This is a genomic window from Flavobacterium poyangense, assembly GCF_011751075.1.
GTDB lineage: Bacteria > Bacteroidota > Bacteroidia > Flavobacteriales > Flavobacteriaceae > Flavobacterium > Flavobacterium poyangense.
The window spans coordinates 168219-185879 of sequence record NZ_JAALLN010000009.1 but is presented as its reverse complement, the minus strand read 5'-3'; the positions used below and the strand labels follow the sequence as shown (position 1 = coordinate 185879).

The 17661-nt window shown below is 36.2% G+C and carries 10 protein-coding genes; 2 read left to right on the top strand and 8 right to left on the bottom strand.

The features are described 5' to 3' along the window. The first annotated feature begins 151 nt into the window (after positions 1-151). Complete coding sequence (locus tag G3A47_RS15100) at positions 152-1684, top strand: sulfatase-like hydrolase/transferase (protein WP_166923760.1); 1533 nt, start codon at positions 152-154, stop codon at positions 1682-1684. Between the two features lie 141 nt (positions 1685-1825). Then, entirely contained in the window at positions 1826-2851 is a 1026-nt protein-coding gene (locus tag G3A47_RS15095) for a hypothetical protein (protein ID WP_166923758.1), read from the top strand. Between the two features lie 200 nt (positions 2852-3051). Here the strand turns inward: G3A47_RS15095 and G3A47_RS15090 are convergent, their stop codons facing one another. From G3A47_RS15090 to G3A47_RS15055, 8 genes are all read right to left on the bottom strand, one after another. Further along, entirely contained in the window at positions 3052-4815 is a 1764-nt protein-coding gene (locus tag G3A47_RS15090; RefSeq protein ID WP_166923756.1) for a flavin monoamine oxidase family protein, read from the bottom strand. 13 nt (positions 4816-4828) lie between these two features. Beyond that, entirely contained in the window at positions 4829-6016 is a 1188-nt protein-coding gene (locus G3A47_RS15085) for an FAD-dependent oxidoreductase (RefSeq protein WP_166923754.1), read from the bottom strand. Between the two features lie 562 nt (positions 6017-6578). Continuing rightward, positions 6579-7232, bottom strand: a complete 654-nt coding sequence (locus G3A47_RS15080) for a 4'-phosphopantetheinyl transferase family protein (RefSeq protein WP_166923752.1) — start codon at positions 7230-7232, stop codon at positions 6579-6581. A 27-nt stretch (positions 7233-7259) separates the two neighbouring features. Further along, positions 7260-8630 carry a hypothetical protein gene (locus G3A47_RS15075; protein ID WP_166923750.1) on the bottom strand — a complete coding sequence of 457 codons (1371 nt, stop codon included), beginning with the start codon at positions 8628-8630 and terminating at the stop codon, positions 7260-7262. A 71-nt stretch (positions 8631-8701) separates the two neighbouring features. Beyond that, on the bottom strand, positions 8702-10642 hold the full coding sequence (locus G3A47_RS15070; protein ID WP_166923748.1) for an alpha/beta fold hydrolase: 1941 nt from the start codon (positions 10640-10642) through the stop codon (positions 8702-8704). A gap of 38 nt (positions 10643-10680) precedes the next feature. Next, positions 10681-15126 (bottom strand): non-ribosomal peptide synthetase, encoded by a 4446-nt coding sequence (locus G3A47_RS15065; protein WP_166923746.1) that lies wholly within the window; start codon positions 15124-15126, stop codon positions 10681-10683. 105 nt (positions 15127-15231) lie between these two features. Beyond that, a complete protein-coding gene (locus G3A47_RS15060; RefSeq protein WP_166923744.1) occupies positions 15232-16869 on the bottom strand; it encodes a cyclic peptide export ABC transporter in 1638 nt (545 codons plus the stop codon). Positions 16870-16895: 26 nt separating this feature from the next. Further along, positions 16896-17621, bottom strand: coding sequence for a thioesterase II family protein (locus tag G3A47_RS15055; protein ID WP_166923742.1), 726 nt, complete (start codon positions 17619-17621; stop codon positions 16896-16898). Positions 17622-17661: the final 40 nt, after the last annotated feature.

Sequence of the window (17661 nt, the reverse complement as noted above, 5' to 3'; positions counted from 1 at the left end):
TACCCCAATACCAATCACCTACGCCTATATTCTTTAAGAAAATTCCAGAAACAGTTGATTATTAGTTTATCCTAAACCGCTAGGTCGCATTTGCTATCTATCCGGTGCTTGTATAATTATATTTTTTATTAACCATTAAAAACAACAAACAATGAACCTAAAAGACAAACTTAACCAAATTGGCGAAAAGCCGGACATGATTCTTATTATTACAGATGAGCAACGTGCTACACAACATTTCCCACCGGGATGGGAGGAAAAAAATCTTCCTACCCTTACCTTTCTAAAAAAGAACGGATTTAGTTTTGACAGGGCTTTCTGCAACACCTGTATGTGTTCTCCGAGCCGTACGACTTTATTTACCGGAATCTATCCGGCCAAACATGGTGTAAGCCAAACCTTAACAGAAGGAGGTCTTTTATCTCCGCAAGAACCAACACTTGATAATTCTCTGCCGAATCTCATGAATGTGCTTTGGGCCGATGGCTATGACGTACAATACAGAGGTAAATGGCATATGAGTAAAGGAGTAGCACCAAATGGGACTAAAACGAATTACGAAGACTTAACAGCAGCAGACATTTCACTGTACGGTGCAATGGGCTGGGTGGCTCCGGATGCGGGTGAAGATGTTAACCCACTTAATTTTGGCGGCGGATATGCCAATCATGATGCAAGATATACCGCTGAAGCTATAAGATATCTAAAAGAAGTAAAGGCCAGAAGGGCGACAGGAGATCATAAACCCTATTGTCTTATTCTTTCACTGGTAAATCCGCATGATGTTTTGGCTTATCCGAACACAGCCGCTACTTCAGGATACCATCCGGATAGTTGGTCGAGTAGAGAAATTGGGCTTCCGGCTACCGTAGGTGAAAATTTACTTGAAAACAAAAAACCAATGGCGCAGGAGCAGATTTTGATTAATATGGCTTTCACTTTAGGCGCCATTGCTTCTCCTGAAGAAAAACTAAATTATATTAATTTTTATGGCAATTTGTTAAGTCATGTCGATAATGAACTTGGTTATTTTATTAAAGAATTATACAGAGAAGATGAAAACGGAAAGAGATTGGCAGATACGGCTATTGTAACGATGACATCTGATCATGGAGAAATGGGATTAGCTCATGGCGGCTTACGTCAGAAAACTTTTGTGGCTTACGAAGAAGCTTTGAGAATACCGCTGGTAATTTCAAATCCAATCCTGTTTAAAGATCGGGATCATAAACAATCAATGGCCTTAGCAACTTTAGCGGATATTCTTCCTACTTTTATTGAGATAGCCAATGTCGCCAACCCGCCAACTGGACTTGCAGGCACGAGTTTGTTGCCTATCATAGAAGACAACACGCCTGTTCAGCACAGTATTTTGTTTACTTACGACGACATTAAGGCGGGTTCTAACAGCACCTGGAACATTATAAGAGCGGCTAATCGCATTCGTTGTATCAGAACAGAAAAGTGGAAATTTGATTACTATTTTGATGCTGCTACAGCTTACTTTAAACAATATGAATTATATGATTTGGTAAATGATCCGTTGGAAATTACAAATTTGGCTTACGATCCTGCTTATAGCGAGATTAGAAGAGAACTTGAGGAGCAATTGCATCAACTTGAAGTAGAAAAACTTTGGGTAAATGCACCTAAAGATGTTTTTAGTACCACAACGTTCAACTAAAAAGCAACTCTTAGCGATTAGTTTGCCACAAATTGCACGAATTTTCACGAATTAGTTTTTTCTAATTCAATATTGTTATTCAATAATTGAATTCAGGCTAAAAACAAGATTTTAAGTAATACTAACAAACAAAAAGAAATCATGTCAGAAAATATAAATTTAGAGGTCAATACCGTAAAATATGCCGAATTCAGCTACCCCAGCGGTGGCGAAACCAGCATACAAGGTGTTAGAGGTGTAACAGGATCAGATCATGTGTACATCTCAGGCAGTTTAATAGGCCAAAATGAAATTGTTCAGGGATTAATTTACGAAGGGCCACTTAAAGGAAGTGGTACTGAAGGCAAATGGAATATTATTAATTTCCCCAGTACGCCAACAGCAACAGTAATCAACACGTCTTGTTACGGACCAAATAACGGACAAAACGGCGCTGTACAAATCGTAGGGTCTTATAAAATATCAGCTTCCAGTGGTAAAGCTCCGAGTGGGAATCTTGGTTTTTATTATGAAGGACCTGTTGATGGCTCCGGAGTCTGGATTCAGGTAATACCAAATGGAGGTAATACCAATAACGTATTCGTTCACAGTATAATGGGAGGCATAGCAGTTGGGAATTATGATGTTGATAACGACAAAAACGGATATGCTTTTTTATATGATGTTGCCACTAAAGAATATACAGATTTTAAAGTGCCCGATGCTTTAACGACTACCTTATATGGTATCTGGCACAACGGAGGTGATCATTATACTCTGGCCGGGGGCTACTCTACTGATGAAGCAGGGAAACTGAGTCAGGGTTTTCTGGCTGATTATGATTCCAAAACTAAGAAAACCAGCAATTTAAAATCATTTAGTTACAAAAACGAAACGGCTTTGTCAGTAATTAATCATTTTGAAGGGATTACTGCTGCCAAAGACAACGGCTATCATATGCCTGCCGACTGGGTTAGCGCAAATGATATGGGGGCATCGTTAGTGGCTGTAAAACGAAACCCTGATGGCTCTTTTGGAGATGCAACCTGGTCTGATATTGAGTTTCCGAACGCAAGCAGTACGACTGCCAATACCGCTTATCAGAATACTATCTTAGGCGTTTATACGGTCAAAGATGATTCGGGTTCAGTGACAGTTTCGTCTTATGTTGCCAGAGTCCATTTGTAAATACAGGGCAATAGTCCTCTAAATAATGATTTATTATAAAGCGGTTAAGTTGAAAGTTTTCAATCTTAACCGCTTTTTATTTTATAGCGGATAATAGGAGCGCTTATTTTTACGCGGATGACGCGGGTTTACTTTGTAAAGACACGGATAAAAACGGATTTTTTTTGCTTCTCTTCTTATCTTCTTTTCATATCCTTCTGTTACCATCCCAAATAATAAGTCGGGCTTAACCAGATTGGGCGATTCAGTCCGAAGTATTTTTGTAGCATTTTTTCGGCTTCACAAAAAGCGCCTTCTACCCATCCTTGTTGATCTGAATAGGCTTCTCCGATGATATGGATTTGTTCGTTGGCATCGGGTTTTCTCATGTATTCCATTACATTTTTTACAGAAAAGCCGGCTTTCCAGGCATGGTATCCTGCGCCAAAAGGGTCGTCTGTCCAATCTTTAAAATAGGTTACATAAGGGTCGGGTATAGTTACATCGGAACCATGCAATTCGCGAAGTTGATTTATTAATTCGTCTACCATCATTTTGGTGGCCTGAACGTCATCCAGTTCATGCAGTTCTTTTAATGATGCCGATTTGTTAGCTCTCACTTCAAAAAGTATTCTGTCATCGGAAAGGGCTTTCCAGAAGGTTTGGGTTACCATATCGCCATAACTTCCCAACAACATCGAATTGTCATTTTCAGAATCTGTTCCAAAATAATAACATTGTCTCATTGGCAAATCGGTGATAGAATGTCCTGAATCAATTCCCAACTCTTTCCACCACGGGTAATCAAAACCCATTAATATTTTAAAGGCAGGCGCCATAATTACAGAGCGGATATTTTCATTAAGAACCGAATTTTCATTCACATCAAAAAAGAAATTGTTCTGATCTAAAAGCTCCAAAGATTTTCTCGGCATACCCAGAACTATAGTGTTAGCGTACACTTTCCACTGTGTATTGGTTTTTAGATTTAGAAAAGTTAATTCGTATTTATGTGTTTGGCTTGAAGGATGTTCTTTTGTAAAAGTCAACAACTTATTTTCAGCCCAAATAGTCGCACCTTCATTATCTGTATACGAATTAGCCAATGCATAAGCAATACTGTCGTACCCTTCTTCAATAGTTTTGTAAACTGTTCCGGCAGAAAAATCACCCACCATATAAGGAAAAGCCTCAGCTGCATTCCAATTGATTGTATTGGAATAATAGCCTCCGGCATTCGCTAAAAAGGAGTATCCTTCTTCTGAAACCTGATCTTTAATCAAATTCCAGAATCCTAAATCATTTACTTTACGCCTGTAATAGGGAGTATCGGGGAAATTGTATATCAGCTTAGGTTTTATATCATCCCAATCTCTGCTGGTTAATTCAAAAGAATAATCATAAATTGAATCTCCTTTAATAATTTTATCTCCGTAATTCTGAACTACCCAGGGGTCTGCAACTAAAACATCATAAATAATTTTATTGAACAATTGATCTGAACTAAAACCCAAATCATCATCATTCAGGTAATATCGGGTGATTAGTTTATCACCTGCATCCTGAGCAACGTTCCAGGCATCTTGTTTGCAACGGTCTTTACGAAGATACATTAACAATTTTGACGGATCTCCCATAGGAAACGGGACCGGTGTCATTCTGTCATTGAGAACAGGAATACGTTTGGCCGGATCCGGCTCAGTAAGCGGGTAGCCTTCAATTAATGTGGTCACAATTTCCTGTGAAGTCAGGTAACGCATACCACCAAGTTCGCCCCAGAAATTCATTCCCGGCATAATAACCGATTCTAGTCTACCACCCAGTTTATTGTTCATATCAAAGATTTGGACTTCGCTGGCCGTATACTTTTTATCGGTTACTAAACGATAAGCGGTGTATAATCCGGAAGTTCCGGCTCCAATAACAGCTACTTCTATTTTTAAATCAGGACTCATTCCTGTATTTAAGGGTGTATTTTTGTTCATAAGAGTATATTTTTTAAAGTGCTCTAAAGAATTTGTGTCCAAGTTGGAAAGGCGTAATATCAAAATCGGTGTAGCCGTCGAGTACAAGATCTGACATGATTTTCCCTAAGAAAGGAGTGAATTTTGCCGCCCATCCGGTTGCGTACAGCACAATATTTTCGTGATTTGGCACATAACTCGGCGCAAAATCAATCAACAGTTCTTTATTTGGTATATTGCTCAAGGCAATAAGACAGGTTGAAGTGTATTCGGGTTCTGCATTTAATCCGGTCATGTGCTGCTTTACCCAATCTGAAGTATAACCGAGCTCCTGAGCATTTGGAATTAAGGTTCTGTCGTTTGGCTCCTCAATAGGATTTATAACAAAATCAGGCGCCACACGAATATAACCCGGGTGATCCCAATCGACTTCAGGGAAGCCGTAAAACTGATTTCCGTTTTGGCCTTCTGCGTTTTGGAATACAAACCAGGTTGGATATTGTATGTCCGGATCGGTTTTTTTAAAATAAGCCGAAGACATATTCCAATAGGTAGCTTCAATGTTAAAATTCAATAAATTAATAACACTATTAATATATGGTCCCGGAACCAAAGCCAGTTTCTCGGTAATGTAAGCCCCTTTTGGTGTAATAATCTCAAAGAGTTTCCCCAATTGATTGATTTTGATTACAGGAGAATTCTCTTCTAAGTGTACCGTTTCTTGTTTCTCACACAGTTCTAAATACGCTTCTATCGTCGCTTTAAAATTGATACTTGCCCCATCAGCCTGAAAAAGCCCCGTATATTCTTCAGGTAAGTTTCTAAAATGGTATTTTTCTTCAATCTCCTTTGAAGTCAATGAAGTATAGGGAACGTTTAAAGCTTTTAGTGCTTCTTCGGCTTCCGCGATATTCCCCTCGGTGGATTGTACTGAGGGATCTCCAAACCAAAGTGTTCCAACCTTATCAAGCAATTGCTTGCCGGTTTCTTTTTCCAGTTCATCCCAATACGGTTGTGAGTCCAAAGCCATTTGCACCATATATTCATCCGGATACGGAATACGGAATTGGCGCGATACTCCCGCAGAGCTCCCGAGTTGATTGACAAAAGTGAATTGTTCTAATACTAAAGTCTTTGCTTGTCGCTTACCAAGATGATTCGCAGTGGCTAAGCCGATCGCTCCTCCTCCAATGACAATTACGTCGTAGTTTTCTCTAATCATTTGTTGTTTGTTTTATTTGTTATGGTTGTTTGTGCTATTGAATGGGTAGTACTCTATTTAGACTGTGCTTTTTTTGTAAGAATAGCATTGTTTAAAAAAGACATATTCAATCAAAAATAAAACTTTTATGAAGTCGAATTTAGCGTGTATATACCTGATTTTCTATTATTATGAATGAGTGTTTTGAACCTCAACCCAGTAATTGGTTAATGAGGAAAATGGCTTTAGCCAAACTTTCCGCAATATTCGGCTAAAGCCTTGTTGAATACCTAAATTACATCCCCCAGCTGAAGCTGGGGGCTATTGAAACTGGTTGTCATTCTTTACTCAATATTGGACCAAACCTTGTTCATTGTCTATATTACGCCACCCCAGCTGAAGCTGGGGACTATTGAAGATTGTGTTATTCTTGTATAGCGATGCCTTAACTTTATCTCTATTTTCATATAGATTTTCATATAGAAATTATAAACAACTTCTTTCTTTGATCACCCGACTTCTAAAAATCACACAGAAAGCCTTAAAAACAAAAAAACCACTCAATCGAGTGGTTTTTTACTAACTATAAATCTTGAATCATTATAATATCAGGGCCAAGAATCATGGTGTCTATTTTATCTTTAAAGGCCAAATGACATTTGTACTTTTTATCCAGAAAAATTTCCTTCACAAAAAAACCTTCTTCCTCTATTTTAGCATAATGATTCGTTACCTCAAAGGATTTTAAGGGAATCGAAAGTCCTTTTCCATTTGCTTTGATCACTGCTTCTTTTTGTGTCCAATACTCAAAAAAAGCAGCTCCGGAAGAATCTTCCTTAAGCGAGAGTCTATTCCATTCTTCTTTTGTCATTTGCGACTCAAATCCATCGAGGTCTATATTTTGGATTATTTCAATGTCTATTCCAACATCGCTTTTATCTGACAAAACACAAACGACAATTTCTCCTGAATGTGATATGTTAAACTTAGTAGTATCGTCATTTAGAAATGGTTTACTGTAAAGTGTATAACTAAGATCTGCTTCTGAGAAATTTTTACTCATTTTCTGAAGGCCATGGCGCAATAGCAATCTTCCCAGTAAGGAAAGCTGACTATCCTGCCAACGCCTGTATGCCAATATCTTTTTTTGAAAATCAGCTGAAAATCCATTTAGGTAATTCGTTATAAGGTGATGATGATTTTCTTCAGAAATGTAAGCGTATAAAATTTGAGTCATTTTTGTATTCGTATTTTATCTGTAACATTAATTGGCAATCTCAAACACTATTGCTTCAACAGCACCTGTGGCGGAGTTAATTACCCCAACATCTGTTTTCACTTCTGACATTCTTACCCAAACGCCTCCATAACAATCACCAAAACCAAATGAACCCCAGATCAGTTTATGCAATGTCCATTCGTTCTCTCTGTTTGGTGCTAAAAAATCTACCGAATCACTAAATTCCTGCGCAATAAATGCATTGTTTTGTAATGCCAGCTCCAGTGCCTCTTCCCATTCTTCATCGCTTGAAAATTTGCCTATAAAAACATCCTTTCCTTGAAATCCTCTCGCCACCTTTATCACAAATTTATCTTTATCGGCTTTCAATAAGTCCGGAAGATTGTATTCTGTGCCTTTGAAGATGACTTTTTTATTTTCAATAAAAGATGTCCATGGAATATTTTTAAGTATTAATTCATTTTCTTCCGGTGAAAATTTTCCGGCTTGAGCCAATTCCAACAAAATAGATAAGTTTCTTTTATCACCAAGCATTCTAACTCCCAGATGATCCGGAAGATAGATTCTGTCCATCATAAAGGCTCTGAATACTGCAGGTGTAACATTCATATCCATTGCTAAAACGATCAAACTGTGAATCACTTTATCTCCAAAGTATAAATTCCCGTTGGTTAGTACCAGCGAATTCATATCACCTGCATATGCTCCTCCATTTAATCCGAAACTGGATAGTTCTTCCTTAAACAGACGATCAAAAAAATCAAGGCTTACCTTTTTTTCAACGTCATCTTCCATATCTCCCATTTCCATAAATATGTTGACGGTGTCCTGTTTACCAAGCTGCTTGATAATTTGTTCGATTAGGAATCTCATATAAATTTGCAAGGTGTTCCTTCCTTTATAATCCGAAACTTTGTCTTTATTTACCAATTCGGGATGGTTATTTCTTATTAGCGATTCAAAACTTTGTATTTGCCATCCTCCAATTGAAGACCCTATATTGGCTTCTAAAACTTTAAATCCGTCCTCGGTAAAAGTCAAATCTAATCTACAGCCTATTTCGAGATCTTTTTTATGACATAACATGGCAAATTCTGCCATCATTTCATCTCCTCCGAAATAAAAATCAGCCAATTCCTTAATATTATCCTCAAAGTATAAAGTTGATATTTGTTTTAACAGGGCAGGAATTTTTATAGATAACTCAGTTAACTCCTGTGTCATTTGTTTGTTGATGAGCACCGGCCATCCGCTTACAGGGTATTTGTAACTTTTAAACACATCAGGAACCGAATCGTGATTGGTATTTATTCTTGCGGGAATATCTTTATTACCTTCAAATTCTGAAAATTTTTCAGAAAGGATGGTATATTCTTCAGTCGTATTTTTTATCATAAAAAGTGTTTTTATTTAAATATATGTTCATCAAATTGAAATAAAACAGGCAAAAGAACCTGCTTTTATATTTAGAATATTCCCCAATAAAGGAGATAGGTTGCTAATAATATGTTCGAAAAAATTACCGAGAAAACAACGCTTCTTGCATCGGTTTTTTTTATGGTAGCAATGTAATATACCAAAGTCAAAATCAGGCATACAAAAAAGATCAGTATCAACAGAAAGATGTAGTTGAAGGTTTCCGGCAGACCAAATGCCAAAATAAAATAGTTCTGCTCTGAGACTTTTAAAATTGCCATAAGCAAACATCCGAAAAGCGCTAAGCCAAAAATAGAAGTAATCGTTACCCCAATTCTTACTATTTTATCCTGAATCGTCGTGTATCTCTTTTTTATTAATTTTATAAGGTATGCAAAAATAAACCCGATCATTAATAATAATGCCGTTACTAATGGGAACAAAAAGATAGGATCTTGTTCTCCGAGACTTTTACCTGTGTTAGAAACACCTTTGTTTATTGTAATTCCGGTAACAAGTCTAACTTTATCGGCTTTATTAAAACTACTTAGATCCGGTTGCTGATTCGGGTTATCGATAAAACTTTCTACAACCTTGTATCCGATTTTTGTAAAACTGGGAACGTGGCCATACGTTTTGGCTTCGATATAATTGGCTTTAGGAAATCTTTGTGCTACTTTTTTTGCGTTATCCAGTGGGGTGATTGGGTCAAATTCGCCTGAAAAAACCAATACAGGATAGGCAGAGGACGAAAGATTTGCCAGATCAGAACCTTTTTTTGCAGCTACTGTACGATTACTGTTCCAGGCATCACATACTTTAAAATCGGATTTGTAGAATGAAATTCCTCCATTTAATCCCTCAAATTGTGCCGCATTGTTTTGATACTTTACAAAATCATTCTTAGGAAGCGTCTCATTACAACTCACACAATAATACACACCATAATCCATCGCCAGTAAGGTAGAGAAAGCGCTTACCAGATTTCCTAAAGATTCTCCTTTTCTTTCATGAAATTGGTAAATTAATAGCGGAATAACTTCTACTAACTTTTTATTGTACAGGGCTTGTTGAACCGCTACTTTAAAATCTTCGGCATTGTACGTAAATGTCCCAGAAGGTATTATTGTTTTATCGACAGTCACAGTAAGCGGATTTTTTTCTAAATCGGCGATTACTTCGTAGTATATTTTTTCTAGGTTAGGATATTGCTTGTCGTAGGTTTTGTCATTTTTACAGATTTTAAATACTTTCTGTAAGCTATTCATATAATTAGACGTATTGTCAACATAATAGGTCGAAATATCATAAACCGGAGAATCTAATAGTAATGACTTTACATCTCCTGCAAAATTATTTGCATATACCTGTGCCATATAGGTTCCGTAAGATACCCCATATACATTCCAGTTCTTGTATTTTAAAGCTGCTTTTAACGCGTGAAGATCATTGGCAACGGCCTGACTGTTATAGGCATCAAGGTTAATTCCTCTATTAATAAGGTCTTGCTTGCTGGACATTGCCGCATTTGTTTTTTGTCTTTCATCTTCTTCCTCGGATTGGTTCTTTGCCAGAATTTCTAAAAATTTCTTTCCTAATCCCCCATCCAGTCTTGGCTGCGAATATCCCGTTCCGCGAACATCAAACAATACGATATCATTGTTTTCACGTAGCGGATGATTAAGCCATAACCAGATATTATCAATACCACTTGCACCCGGGCCTCCCTGTATAAAAACTATTGCGTTTGAATCTTTTGCTGTTGAATTCTTTTTTAATACGGTTACTGCAATTTTTATTGTTTTACCATTATTTACTCCCCATGTTTCAGGAACTGTAAGATATCCCCAGCTAATTCTTTTTGGATCAGATTCTTTAAACTGAGGCATGAAAGCGGTTCTTTTCTCAAAAGTCACATTTTGGGCATTCAAATTCCCGATGAGTATTGCAAATAAAAAAGAAATCGTAATAATTGTTTTTCTTAATTTCATAATGGTTGTGTTATATTTTTTCTGGTATTTGTTCAAGTCTAAAAATTGAATCCTATGTCTATCATTCTTTCTTTTTCAATCGCTAATTCTATGTCTATTGCTTCTAAAGACTGGTTCGCGTTTTCGACAATTTCCCGAAGTAATTTTTCATATTTTAATTGAATGAGCTCAATTGTTGCTGTTTCATACTTTGCTGTATTGTAACTTATTGTTCCCGAAACATTTCCTTTGTTTACGGCAAAGTTGATCAACAGAGGTAGTCTGCTATAAGAACTGTTTACCGGAGTTAAATTCAAATGCAGGTTCTCGTTGACTGCAATGTTTGTGTAACTAAACGAGGGGTTTTGCAATACCAACAGTACATCTAATCGCAATTTATTCTGCATGCTTTCAGGAAGATCCTGGTGCTCGTCTATCCTCAACAGATTTTGATGTGTTTTCTTTAATATTTCACTAAGACTATCGTTTGAGTTTATACGATTCCTTAAGGGTAAAGTTTTGACAAACATTCCTAACTGATTGTGCAGTTCAGAATGGGTTCTTCCCGAATTAACTGTTCCTACGCAAAAATCCTCTTCTTCATACATCTTGTGCATAAGCATACTAAAGGTGCCCACCAATAGGGAATGAAGAGATATGTTTTGCTGTTGCGCAAATTCATTTAATTCCGAAAATTTTATAGAGTCGTACACAAAATCATGATCGGTTCCCAGGTGTTTTTCTTCATAATCTTCCTTGTCAAAAGGGATGCTGTTTTTCCAGGTATGCCCTTCCAGGTATGTTTTCCAGAATTTTAAATTGGTCTCATTCGCATTTTTCTGCTGTTCCTTATGCCATACGACATAATCCTTGAACTGAAACTTCAGTTTGTGCTCCTGTACCGTATGTTGTTGCTCTATTTGCTGGTATTTGTTGACAAACTCATTTACCAAAATTTCCAAAGACCATCCATCCATAATGATATGATGTGTACAAAAAACCAAATACGAATCTCCGTTTTTCTGATGGAATAATGCCACTCTCAGCAGCGTTTCATTTTCTAAATCAAATGCTTTGTTTACATAATCCTGTATCGCTTTTATTCTCTCTTTTTCTTCATAGAAAAATTCATCAACTGCTACCTGCATTACCTCTTCAGAAGCAATTTTTTGATTTGGAATTCCTTCTATTTCAACAAAATTTGTTCGTATTACTTCATGCTTTTTTTGCAACTCTAAAAACACCTGATCTAATACCGCTTTTTTGATTTGACCTTGTATTTTAAATACAGCCGACATATTGTAGGATATCGATTTTTCTTTTAGTTGCGATGCCAGCCATATGTTGTATTGAGAAGAAGTAATTTCATAATACAAATGCTTTGCTAAAGGAACAATAGAAGTTGTTTGTACGGTTTCTTTTTTCTCCAGATACTTCGCTAATTTTTGCACGGTCGGATAATCAAAAATATCTTTTAAAGTTATTCTGTACTGTAATTTTTCGTTTATACTGTTTATTAATTTTACCGCATTTAAGGAGTGACCGCCAAGCTGGAAAAAATTATCAGTAATGCCAATTTCTACCTCTATTTCTAATATTTCTCCGTAAAACTTACAGAGCTTCTTTTCAATTTCTGTAGTTGGCCTTTCATCAGAATGCACTATTTTTTCCGGGGTAATTTTGGCCTGTGACAGTGCTTTTCTATCTACTTTTTTATTAGGTGTTAACGGAAATTCATCTAAAGAAAACAATGCATGCGGAATCATATATTCCGGCAATTCTTCTCTTAATGCATCAATGATTGCATCGGCATTAAATGTATCGGTTTCTGCAATTATATACCCAATTAACACCGCTTCCTGCCCTGCCTTTTGCTGTGCAATGACTATGGCTTGTTTAATATTTTTTATTTGGTTTAGCTTTGTTTCTATATCCCCAAGCTCAATGCGATATCCTCTTATTTTTACCTGATTATCGTTGCGTCCCAGAAATTCTATTTCTCCTTTTTCATTCCATTTTCCTAAGTCACCTGTATTATACATTCTTTCGTTTTCCTTAAATACACTTGGAATGAATTTTTCGTTGGTCAACTCTTCGTTTTTAAAATAGCCCTGCGCTAATCCATCACCACCGATATAAATAGTTCCAACACTCCCAACAGGCAGTAATTGCATACAATCATCAAGAATATACAATTGCGTATTGTGAATAGGCTTACCGATATTTGAGGCCTCATTTGGCTGAGTTATTTTTTTGCAGCTGGACCAGATTGTAGTTTCTGTTGGCCCGTACATGTTCCATAATTCAGCATTAGTTTCTATTAGTTTTTCGGCTAATGTTTCACTTAACAGATCGCCTCCGCATAAAATTTTGAGCGTTTTATTTCCTTTCCAGCCTGCATTGTAAAGCATTTGAAAAAAACTTGGTGTCGCCTGAATCATGGTTGGTTTTAATTCACCCAGCTTTGCAACAATAGCTAAAGGATCAGCTAAAAGTTCCTGGCTTGCCATGTATAATTTAGCTCCCGAAATTAAGGGTACAAAAAATTCAAGGATCGAGATATCGAAGGATTGAGTGGTTACCGAAAACAGATAATCCTGTTCTTCAACTTTAGGTTTATGCTGTATGCTAATTAAAAAATTCAACAATGAGCTGTGGCTTATCGCTACTCCCTTGGGGTTACCTGTAGAGCCCGAAGTATAGATGATATAGGCCGTAGACGCAGCCGATATTTTTTCCGGTTCGGTTTGTTCTAAAGCAGTTTCTTCCTTTATAATAACTTCAATATCTATAACTCTGTCCTCCAGATTCAGAATGTGTTTTAGATTTTGGGTTGCTATAATTTGTTGTACGCCACTATGTGCGACAATATACTCTAAACGCTCTTTTGGAAAAGAAGGATCTAACGGAATATAAGCATTACCTGATTTTACTATTCCCAGTAAAGTCGCAACCAGATTAGCCGAACGATCCATTAAAACCGCAACAGGAGCAGTATTCTGCTCTTTGTTAATTTTCTGCAAATAGATTGCTATTTTGTTTGATAGCGCATCCAACTCGCTATACGTATATTCTCTTTGCTCATCTACTATTGCAATTTTACCCGGATTTTTGCTTACCTGTTCCCTAAAAAGAGTAATAAAAGTAGCCTCGTCAGAATAACTGAATTGTGTTTTATTGAAGTCTTCTACCAGCTCTTTTTTTTCTGATTCTGTAAGGTACTGGTATTTTGAAAGCAATTCAGCCGGGTTAGAAATGACAGCCGTAAGCAAGGTTTCAAAGTGAGTTACCAATTTTAAACTATCCGATTCACTAAAATAGTTGACATTATAATCAAAGTCAATTTTAACATCTTCCGACGCATCAAATTCCCGAATGTAGATAGCCAGAGCAACACGTTCTGATTGGTGGGACAAGGGTACTACTGTCGTCTCTGAATTGGCAAAATGATCGGCATAATTTTGCTTTTCGTACGATAAAGTCATATTAAAAAGTCGGTCCTTTTCCTGAAACAACTCGAGCTCTTTAATCAGTTTTCCTAAAGGAAATCGCTGATGACGATAATCTTGTCGCAATTGTTGCTTGATGTTTTTTACCAGATCCCCGAAATTATCCTCAAAATCAAATTGAATTCGCAGCGGCGATACTCCCATGAATAATCCTACTGTTTTTTTGAATATCGATTTTCCTCTGTTTAATACTGGAAGCCCTATTGCAAAATCTTTATTCTGATGTTTTCTGCCAAAATAAAGATACAGTACTCCTAAAATCACATGAAATGTGGTTGCTCCCAACTCTTTACCAACTTGCTCTAATTGGTTGTAAACAGCACGTTTGACTATTATTTCTTTTCTTTTACTCTGGTTGGGTTTGTTGTTTTGTTCTATTCTTTCGAATAATCTTTCAGGAAGTTTTTCGAATTTTTCTTTCCAATACAACTTATTTTCTTCATAATCAACTGATACTGCATACGCGCTATCGTCTTTAATAAAGTCCTTATAGGTAAAAGGGTATTCTGTTACAACTTTGCCGAATGTTGAAAGTTCATTGTAGTTTTTTACTAATCTTTGAAACATTAAGGAGGTTCCCCATCCATCGGTTATGATATGATGATATACGGAAAATAAATAATGAAGCGTATCATTTACTTTTACGAGAATAAATTTATGCAGTACTTTTTTTTCATTTAACTGAAAAGGAATTTCAAAGGTGTTTTGCATAAATTCATTGGCCTCAGCATCTGCGTTTTTCTTTGCCGAAAAATCAACAAATTCTAATGTCATCACATGCTCCTCAATAGTCTGTATTCTTACCTCTGTATCCAACAGATCGAGAAAACTTCTATAGGTATCATGTTGATTGATGAGCTCTATATAGGCCTGATTTAATACTTCGAAAACAATAGATCCCTTAATTATTATTTTTGCTCCTATATTATAAATAGGATCTTCAGGATACATAAGTTGCTCAAAATAAACATCTTGTTGTGGAAGTGTGAGTTTCATTTTTTTTAATATTAAAACAATTATAGGAACCAATTCTCTGTCTTCTTCGTTGATTTGAAGTCTCTAAAAATGCCTTATTAGCCCTCTTATTCAGACAGAAAAACGTTAAACCCAAAGATTTTCAGTTAGTTCTTCTTTTGTAGTTGTTTTTAAATCTCTGACAATTTTTCCGTAATCAAATTTTACAATTCGGTCTGCAAGATGAAAGTAAGCATCATCATGTGTCACCGCTATTATTGTTTTTCCTTCTTCTTTAAGTTTTGGTATTAATTGTTCGTAGAAGTATTTTCTAAAATGAGGGTCCTGATCGGCTGCCCATTCGTCAAGCACCAGTATTGGTTTTTTCTCGAGTAAAGCAAAAATGAGCGACATTCGTTTGCTCTGCCCTTTAGAGAATCTTCTTCTGGCGGATTCTTCTTTGTCATTTTCAACAATTCCGTTTAGTTGCATTGTTTTTAACAAGTCAGCATATTCCTCGTTATTTTCAAGTTTGTAATCATCGTAGTTATGAGAGAACAGGTGATTGTCTGTAAATACAGCCGAAATTAAACTTTGCGTTATTTCAGTAACGTCTTCTTTTTCTACTCCGTTCATTAACATAGATCCTCCGGTAGGTTTATATAAACCGGTAAGTAAATTGATAAAAGTACTTTTACCCGATCCGTTACCTCCTACTATAAAGATGGTTTCGCCTTGTTGTATATCGAAATTTATTGGGCCTGAAGTAAAGGATGCCGCTTCTTCATTTTCGTTATGATAGGAAAATGTAATGTCGTTAAAACTTAACGATTGAAAGTCATTCTTTTCTTTGATCTTAGAATGATAGGCATCATCGACAATTTCGAAGTCGTTAATAAACTTTTTTATTCTTGCATTGGCTACCATAAATCGGGTATACAGTTGTTGCAAATTGATCAGGTTATTGATTGGCCCGGATATAAATAATATGATCACTACATAAGAGATCACATCTGCTCTTGACAGCAATCCCAATCCTGGAAGAACAAAAAGAATTACGGCTACTACAAAATACAATCCGTACTGACTTATCAAATTGATAGACAAAAAGATATAGTTGATTTTAAAATCCAACTCCATAGCTTGATCTCTATTGGGAATCAGAAAATTATTCATCAGGCTTTCTCTTCTGAAAAAACTTAGTTTTAATTCTTTAAATCCTTTCATCACATCGTCTACATACTTGTAATAATTCTCATTGTATCCTCTTAATTGTGATACTTGTTTGGACATAGAATTCATGACTAAAAAATAGCATCCGGCAACCAGAACAATAAGCGCGATCACAATTAAAGCGGAAATTGTTGAAAGTGTAAACATATAAATCATACACAAAACCAGCATTAATAATGAATTTACGGTATGCGTTACAGTATAGGGTAAAAGCGAAAAAGTACGCAAATCTTCTACTGCGGTAAAAAAACGCTGGGACCCCAGTTTCTCAAGCCTTTGCAGTGGTGCTTTTAAGATCTGCGAAAAAATATGTTTTTCGTTGGCATAAAGCAGTTTAAAGGAAAATTTATTGAGTCTTTTTTGAAAAATAACATTCAATAAATAATTGTAAACTATTATCGAGACAAAAGCGATCCCCATATAATCCTTAGTAAAACGCTCATTTCCGGCCATTATATTATTAATAATATAGACTATACCAAAGCTTAAAACGGTATTTGGAATGGCATACAATAGCAGATAAACTATCTCTTTAGGTTTTAATTTTAACATTTTTAAATCTGTTTTAATCTTAATTATTAAATTGTTAACTGTCCGTAATTAGCACCTTTTATTAGTATGCTTGCTATTTCTTCGGGGTGATCGTGTATAAAAAAATGATTCCCCGGTAAAATTTGGCTTTTAAAATTGGCTGTGGTGTACTTTTTCCAATTGTCGATGCGATGAGCCCTTTTTTCACTATCTCCCATTATGGCATGTATGGGGCAATCTATTTTAGTATTTTGCTCTATAAATCCACCTGTTTCGAGTACCTGAAAATCTGCTCTGATAATCGGACTAAAAAAATCAAACAATTCCTGATTTTCAAGAACTTCCTCAGGAATTCCGCCCAATTCTCTAAGCACTGTTTTAAATTCCGGATCCGGTAAGGTGTATCGGTCTTTTTTTATTTTGGTATCATTCTCTTCAAATACTTTCAGTCCCGGTCCGGCATTACCGGTGACTATCAATTGTAACGGGGCATCCTTTTCCTGTTCCATTTCCCTGACTACTGAGAATCCTAATGTGGCTCCCATACTATGTCCGTAAATGATGTAAGGCTCCTTATTCCTTAAATTTTTTATTTGTTTTACGTAATCCTGTATCGCCTCTTTTTTATTTAATAGGAGGTTTTCATTGTATCTTTTTCCCCTGCCCGGAAGTTCTAAAGCGTAAACACTGAAATCTTTAGCCTTTAATTTTTTTTTCAAAAAATCATAGGAATAACAATTTCCGCCGGCAAAATGGAGTAAAAATAATTGCATGTGATTGTGTTTTTTAAGCATTTAATAACTAAATCTTTTA

Bases quoted from the DNA above. Each gene is read 5' to 3' on its own strand.
- G3A47_RS15095 (WP_166923758.1), top strand. From the start codon at position 1,826: ATGTCAGAAAATATAAATTTAGAGGTCAATACCGTAAAATATGCCGAA.
- G3A47_RS15100 (WP_166923760.1), top strand. From the start codon at position 152: ATGAACCTAAAAGACAAACTTAACCAAATTGGCGAAAAGCCGGACATG.
- G3A47_RS15055 (WP_166923742.1), bottom strand. From the start codon at position 17,621: ATGCAATTATTTTTACTCCATTTTGCCGGCGGAAATTGTTATTCCTAT.
- G3A47_RS15060 (WP_166923744.1), bottom strand. From the start codon at position 16,869: ATGTTAAAATTAAAACCTAAAGAGATAGTTTATCTGCTATTGTATGCC.
- G3A47_RS15085 (WP_166923754.1), bottom strand. From the start codon at position 6,016: ATGATTAGAGAAAACTACGACGTAATTGTCATTGGAGGAGGAGCGATC.
- G3A47_RS15075 (WP_166923750.1), bottom strand. From the start codon at position 8,630: ATGATAAAAAATACGACTGAAGAATATACCATCCTTTCTGAAAAATTT.
- G3A47_RS15070 (WP_166923748.1), bottom strand. From the start codon at position 10,642: ATGAAATTAAGAAAAACAATTATTACGATTTCTTTTTTATTTGCAATA.
- G3A47_RS15065 (WP_166923746.1), bottom strand. From the start codon at position 15,126: ATGAAACTCACACTTCCACAACAAGATGTTTATTTTGAGCAACTTATG.
- G3A47_RS15080 (WP_166923752.1), bottom strand. From the start codon at position 7,232: ATGACTCAAATTTTATACGCTTACATTTCTGAAGAAAATCATCATCAC.
- G3A47_RS15090 (WP_166923756.1), bottom strand. From the start codon at position 4,815: ATGAACAAAAATACACCCTTAAATACAGGAATGAGTCCTGATTTAAAA.